Raw genomic sequence first — 6866 nt, forward strand, 5'->3', positions numbered from 1 at the left:
GAATGTTTTTAACCCGTGGATTGCTAATTTTTAGCGGCTCCGTATAGGTTTTGATGGGCTGGGGCACGTCCATGGGCGGCGTGGATTTGGTAGGACCGAACGGATAGGTCATCACGCTGTCTTTGATGTGCGGTACCATCAGGGCGTCCCAGATCGGGCCACAAACATCCTTGGCACTTTCGCCGTCATTGGGTACCATCGCATCCAGGTATACCAGTTGCCGAATGCGGTCGGGTACCTGCTCCGCTACACCCGCTATGACCATGCCGCCGTAACTATGTCCAACGAGAATTATGTTGTGCAGATCTTCAAACCGGATCACATTCACAATATCCGAGATGTACGTACTCAGGTTGACGCTTGCACTGGACAAATGCACGCGTTCGCCCAAACCCGTAAGCGTTGGTCGGTAGACTTTATCCCCTTTAGTCGTTAGTAAGGCATCCACTTTAGCGTAATCCCACCCACCCGACCAGGCCCCGTGCACGAGCAGAAAGGTTCGTGGCGTACGTGATTGGGCCAGACTAACGGTAGATACTAGAAACGCGAGTAGGAAAAACAGATTTTTCATGAATGATCTTGTTCAGTAGTGTGAATGCGACAAAACTAGCTACATTCACTTTCGAAAAGATAGCTGTTACCTGTGGGTAAGTAGTTACCTTAGAGTAAGTACGTATGAACCGTAACCAAGCATGAAAAGCACCGAACCCGCTTGCCAGTATGAATTGAAAGTAGCCAAAGATGCCATGGAAGTCATTCAGGGCAAATGGCGGATTCCCATTATCATTTCCCTGACGTATGGCAACAAACGCTTCGGTGAAATCCAGCGGGATATTCCAGAAATCTCCCCAAAAATGCTTTCGCAGGAATTAAAGGCACTGGAAGAAAATCAGCTCATTACCCGTACGCTGTACGACAGTATGCCCATCACGGTAGAATATGCCCTGACGCCCCTGGGCCTATCGATGAAAGACCTGTTAGTCGAATTACGCAACTGGGGGAAGCATTTCAGAAAAGAGATTGTGGGGAAATAGAAAGCGTTACCTTCCCTTCTATACTGAATCGTCTCCACTAATCAATGGAGTCAGCAATGGGATTGAATAGACGTAAACAGTAGCGAAATGGGAAGGACTGTAAGCATATACATCCAGTCGCTCGTCGGATAGAAACTAGATGTATTCCTATTGATGTTACTCTTTTGCCGTGTCTGTCTAAACCGTAGTTAATCGGGCTAAACCTGAGTAAGGTTGAACAAGGACATTAGGTAATGTTATCTCTTCCTGCTTTAATCTATCAATTTTAGCCTACCTTCGCGGCCTCATTCAAGTTCTTTACTTCTTATTCCACGGAAAAAGGTTCTGTCGAAAGACAGATTAATAGGGAATCGTGTGTAAATCACGAGCTGTCGTGCAACTGTAAGTTCTACGCCATTTGCGGTTGACCGTTTGCCGTTTTCAATTATTCAAACATTGACAACGGCAAACTGTAAATTGTAAACGGCACACGTTTCAGACAAATGAGCCACTGTATCATTCGGTATGGGAAGGCGTCTGAAATGGAACAAGTCAGGAGACCTGCCTTTTTCTTAGCTGATCATGCTTTCACGGTTTAGAGCGTTATCAAGGGGAGCTTTGCTTTGTTGTATGGGCACCACTGTGCCGATATGCGTACGCCCGTGCGTAAGCTTTCCTGATTTCTTCTGTATCTCTGTCTCATCATTAGCTAGAACGCAAGCGAAGAACTTTTAACCTTTTTAGTTAAAAGTTATGCTCCCCATTTCTACTTCACGATTAAGTAGCAAAGTCCTTTTTACCACCTGGGTACTGCTCTGCGGTGTACTCTTAGAGGCCTTTCCACAACACAAAAACGGCTCGCTGGAAGGGCGGATTGAAACGGAAACCCAGGAACCCATCCCCGGTATTTCCATTCGTCTGGAGCCCATGGGTCTGGGAGTGATCACCCAGGCCGACGGCAGCTTCAAACTGCAGGCGATTCCGGCGGGAGCGTATACCCTCACGCTGAGCGGCATCGGGTATGAAGTGCGTCAGGTTCAGGTACAGGTCAAAGCCGGCGAAACCCTGCCCCTGCACTATCAGCTTAACCAGAAAACCCACGAGCTTTCGGTCGTGACGGTAACTAGTCAGCGAAACCGTTCCTTTTCGGCGATTAACAAGATCGATGTTCCGCTGCGGGATCTGCCTTTGTCTACCAGCTCGGTCAGTTCAAAAACCATCGAGCAACGCGGTATCGATGATTTGGGGGAGGCCATGAAAAATACCACGGGCGTTCGTTCCAACAACACCTACGGCGGTTTTCAGCACTTCACCATTCGCGGGTTCAGCAATTTCGTGGTACTGATGGATGGCGTTCGGGATGAGCGACATAACATTTCCACGAGTGCCCCCAACACGAATATAGCCAACGTCGAACGCATCGAACTACTAAAAGGCCCGGCCTCCGTTCTGTTTGGGCACTCGGCTTTGGGCGGTATCATCAACATCGTACGGAAGCAGCCTACGGCCGATTTCAAGGCTAATTTTTCCGCGGCTTACGGGAGTTTCAATACCCGCCGGATGCGGGCAGGTGCGGGTGGTTCGATCAACCCGAAGCTTCGGTACCGGATGGATTTCGGGGTGTCGAATACCGACGGTTTCCGTCAGGCGGGTGTCTCTACTAACAATGCCTACGTGGCCCTGGAATACACGCCCACCCGCAAGGATTACTTCTATTTGTCGGTGGGAGCCAATAAAGATGTGTACCGCACGGATTCGGGTATCCCCGTTTTGGCGGGGGGCGTGCTGGTTCCCGGCATGGATCTAACGACGCGTTACAACGACCCCGCTGATTTTTTAAAGCATACGCGAACGGATGTTCAGTTTCGTTACGTGCGGGAGCTTATGGCCAACCTGAAACTTTCCAATCAACTCTCGTATTCGGACGATAACATCGATTATTTTTCAACGGAAGAACTGACGCTCAATACCCGGCGGGATTCCATTACCCGCTCGTTTCCCTACTACTTCAATCACCTCACCAAGCCCTTACAAAATCAGCTGGAGCTGACCTACGACCTCAACACCGCTAAGGTTTCGCAAAAGATTTTGCTGGGGTATTCGCTTAGCGTACTGAATCGTAAGACGTATAACGGGACCATTTTTGGCCCCGGCAAAGGAGCAACCATTCCCGTACAAAATCCCATAGAAAACCAAGGGTATATTGACTACTACGATACCTTCTACCGGGCTACGGATGAAACGGTACACGGCATTTACTTCCAGGATTTTATCCGGTTTTCCGAGAAAATTAAAGCATTGGTAGGATTGCGTTACGATGTATTCAAAGGTGAATATTACACCGATCAGGTGGATAAAGACCGCCGGGTAACCAGCTACGGAGCCAAATCAACCATAGCCCGGAATGCCCTGACCTATCGGCTGGGCCTAGTCTATCAGCCCATTGCACCTTTATCCGTTTACGCCTCGTACTCAACGTACTTCAAACCCTCCCGCCGGGTAGCTCCAAACGGGGAGACGTTCGATCCCGAAACGGGTTATCAGGCCGAAGTGGGCTCCCGACTGGAACTGTCATCAAAATTTGCCGCTTCGGCTTCGGTGTACTACATGCGAAAAGACAATCAGGTGGAAAGTCTGCCCGGTGGCGTTTTTAAACGTGTGGGTTCGGCAGAATCGAAAGGCTTTGAAGTGGAAGCTCAGGGGAATCCCGTCGCGGGCCTGGATCTGACGGCGGGTTATACCTTTACCGAAGCCCAATATTTACCCTACGCTAGTGCGGAGATAAACCCCGTGGCGGGTAAAACGGCGGTGCTGGCTCCGAAGCATCTGGTAAATGCCTGGATAAACTACACGGTTCAGCAAAAAAACTTGAAAGGGCTGAATGCCGGGGTAGGCTTCAACTATCAAAGCGAAGCCTTCGCCAACTCGGCGAATACGTACGTTTTGCCGGCCTATCGGACCGTCGATGTGGCCCTGGGGTATCAGCTGAACCGCGTGGGCATTCGGGCGAATGTGAATAACCTGTTTAACGAACGCTATTTCACCAACGTGATCTTAACCCGGCAGTTTTATCCCGGAGCCACCCGTCATTATCTGCTGACGCTTAGTTACCAACTTTAACCTTTCAGCCGCGGACTTTTGGAGTCTGCGGCTTTGTATATCTTTCGTGAAAACAGTCACCAAAGCCATTCGGCTCGTTCATCGCTACCTGGGATTTGCCTTGAGTCTACTGTTTCTGGTCTGGTTTCTGTCGGGACTAATGATGATGTACGTGTCGTATCCGACGCTCAAATCACACCAGAAGCTGCAACAAACGCCTCCGATTGATTTGACAACCTGCCTGTTAAGGCCGGCAGAAGCGATTACTAGAGCAGGAGTAACGGATTCCATCAAATCCATTCGCTTGGGGATGATACGGGATCGGCCCGTATATCGGATCGTTACCCTACAAAACCGCCAGCTCAGTATCTACGCGGATAACCCGACTATTTTGCCCTATGCCAGTGAAAGCTTCGCTCGTCAATTGGCTCAGCACTGGACCCATGCGAGGGTACAGCAGGTTGAAAAATTAACAGAGATCGATCAGTGGATGGCGGCTCACCGGTCGCAGGGCTACCTGCCCGAAGTGTATCGCATGCAAATGGGCGACGAAGCGGGGACTTATGTATACGTGTCTCCTTTTTCAAACGAAGTCGTTCAGCAGGTTACGGCCCGGCAACGGTTACTGGCCTGGCTGGGGCCAATTCCGCACTGGATTTATCCGACGTTCCTCATCCGTAACCGACCCGTCTGGAGTCAGCTAGTCATCTGGGTTTCGCTAATCGGAACGCTGATGTGTCTGGCTGGATTGGCGATGGGCTCCATTCGCTACCAACGCAAACGGCCCGAATCGCTGGCGTTTAGTCCGTACAAAAAACGCTGGTTTCGCTGGCATCATTACACGGGTTTTGTCTTTGGACTTTTCGCGTTTACCTGGGTATTGAGCGGCTTGTTTTCCATGAGTCCTTTCAACTGGGCACCCTCCACCCGGCTTTCACCGCAGGCAACCGAACGCTGGATGGGTGGTCCGCTTAATCTGACCTTATTCAAAGTAAGTCCGGCGGCGGCTTATCAAAAGTTGTCGCGGCAACTGATAATCAAAGAGATACAATTGATTCAGTGGAACGGCAGACCTTACTACCTGGCCCTACAGGAAGATCATCACACGCGTGTACTGGCGGCGGACGATGCCGAAGCGAAGCCGTTCCAGACCTTTGAACCTCGGGCAATTGAAGAAGCGATTCGGAAACTGGAACCGAAGGTAGCGGTGCTGGAATCGAAAGTCCTGGACCGTTATGACGCGTACTACTACGCGAAGAACGGCGAGAAACGTTTGCCCGTATTACGAATCAAACTCGACACCCCCGAGCAACTCTGGTACTACGTGGATTTAAAAACGAGTCAGGTCGTGTCTAAACACCAGACGTTAACACGCGTCGAACGCTGGCTGTATCACGGTTTACACAGTCTGGATTTTAGCTTTTTATTAAACCGCAGACCGCTGTGGGATATTACCCTGATCGTCTTATTACTCGGCGGAACCGCTACCAGCAGTACGGGCCTGGTACTAACCTGGCAGTGGCTGCAGCGAAAAAGAGCTACGAAACGAAAGCAAACAACCGTCCGAAAGGGGGCTATTAAACCCGTTTCCGAACGGTTGAAATGAAGGGTGACGGGGAAGAGTAGTGATTCACAGTACCCTGACCTAAAAGAAGAGCTAGAAGACCGTTCAAGTCCTCTTACTCTTCTTTTAGTTTGAGGTTACGAAAAGAAATTCCCTGCATCCAGTCCTGTAAGGCCAGGTGTCCTTTAGTAGCCTTGCCAAAAGCCGGGAAGTGTTGGAAATTCGTGCTTTTAATTTTTTGCTTCCACTCCGACGTAGTTAAATCTTGTTCGGTGGTTAAAACACCATTGAGGTAGAATTCGATCTTACCGTTTTTCTGCTTGATTTCGGATTGATTCCACTCGCCCACGGGTTTGGTTACGGCTTCGTTTTTCTGGGGAGCAAATCCGTACAGACAACCCGCTCGTTTTTTCGGATCGGCGTTATAATCGTAATGCGAGGGTTCCAGCAGTTGATATTCCGGCCCTGAAGCCCAGGCGGTGGGAATGTCCTTGCGTTCAACCACATTGATAAAGACGCCACTGTTGCCAGCCTTGGAGATTTTCCATTCAAACTTCAAATCAAAATTACTGTACGTTTGATCAGTGACCAGATCGCCGTGCTCCAAAGTTGATCCCGTACCGTTCGGAACACACTGTAATTCACCCTTGTCCACCCGCCACACGGAAGGTTTGTTTCCCTGGTTATAGAGATGCCAGCCTTGAAGCGTTTTGCCGTCGAACAACAGCTTCCAGCCCTCTTTTTTTTCCTGAGCAGAAAGTTGATTAACGGCTGGAACGTCCTCCGAAAACGCGGTAAGGATCAGTGAAGCGATACTGGCATAGGCCATCAGTGCTAAAAGTCGCATGTGAATAAAGGATTTATTCCGAATAAGATACTCCGGCAATCTAGCAAAGAAATTTGGCTTGTACAGGGGGAATGATCGAATACGTAGACGGAAGGAGCGGGCTGAAAGACCATAAAAGAAGCTGGTTTTGGAAAGCCCCTCGTCGGGATCAACTGCCTACGTGTACAACCAGTCCATATTATAGAGTAGACTCGAATACCTGCCATTGGGACGCTCAGCAATGATCTTGCTTTGTTCTTTTCCGAATGTACTATATTCAAAAAATGAACAACTCGGAGTGCGGCCCGTTGTAGTCCTTACATGGCTTGAATCGTTAGATCGCTGGTAATCGATGGAGGTGATC

At 49.6% G+C, this 6866-nt stretch carries 5 protein-coding genes and 1 riboswitch; of the genes, 3 read left to right on the top strand and 2 right to left on the bottom strand.

Annotated elements, in window-relative coordinates; translation table 11 throughout:
• Positions 1 to 571 (bottom strand): alpha/beta fold hydrolase (locus tag ACOJTG_RS16715; protein WP_420154875.1); only part of this gene is annotated, 571 nt, incomplete at its 3' end.
• Between the two features lie 121 nt (positions 572 to 692).
• Between ACOJTG_RS16715 and ACOJTG_RS16720 the strand changes: the two genes are divergently transcribed.
• From ACOJTG_RS16720 to ACOJTG_RS16730, 3 genes are all read left to right on the top strand, one after another.
• A complete protein-coding gene (locus ACOJTG_RS16720; RefSeq protein ID WP_104714584.1) occupies positions 693 to 1034 on the top strand; it encodes a winged helix-turn-helix transcriptional regulator in 342 nt (113 codons plus the stop codon).
• A 302-nt stretch (positions 1035 to 1336) separates the two neighbouring features.
• Positions 1337 to 1597: riboswitch (cobalamin riboswitch) on the top strand.
• Positions 1598 to 1766: 169 nt separating this feature from the next.
• On the top strand, positions 1767 to 4133 hold the full coding sequence (locus ACOJTG_RS16725) for a TonB-dependent siderophore receptor (RefSeq protein WP_420154876.1): 2367 nt from the start codon (positions 1767 to 1769) through the stop codon (positions 4131 to 4133).
• Between the two features lie 46 nt (positions 4134 to 4179).
• A complete protein-coding gene (locus ACOJTG_RS16730) occupies positions 4180 to 5718 on the top strand; it encodes a PepSY domain-containing protein (protein WP_420154877.1) in 1539 nt (512 codons plus the stop codon).
• Between the two features lie 73 nt (positions 5719 to 5791).
• Here the strand turns inward: ACOJTG_RS16730 and ACOJTG_RS16735 are convergent, their stop codons facing one another.
• The gene (locus ACOJTG_RS16735; protein ID WP_420154878.1) at positions 5792 to 6523 is read right to left on the bottom strand and encodes a 3-keto-disaccharide hydrolase; all 732 of its coding nucleotides are present in this window, start codon (positions 6521 to 6523) and stop codon (positions 5792 to 5794) included.
• Positions 6524 to 6866: the final 343 nt, after the last annotated feature.

Source organism: Siphonobacter sp., from assembly GCF_048595215.1.
In the GTDB taxonomy this organism is placed as follows: Bacteria; Bacteroidota; Bacteroidia; order Cytophagales; family Spirosomataceae; genus Siphonobacter.

Bases quoted from the DNA above. Each gene is read 5' to 3' on its own strand.
- ACOJTG_RS16725 (WP_420154876.1), top strand. From the start codon at position 1,767: ATGCTCCCCATTTCTACTTCACGATTAAGTAGCAAAGTCCTTTTTACC.
- ACOJTG_RS16735 (WP_420154878.1), bottom strand. From the start codon at position 6,523: ATGCGACTTTTAGCACTGATGGCCTATGCCAGTATCGCTTCACTGATC.
- ACOJTG_RS16720 (WP_104714584.1), top strand. From the start codon at position 693: ATGAAAAGCACCGAACCCGCTTGCCAGTATGAATTGAAAGTAGCCAAA.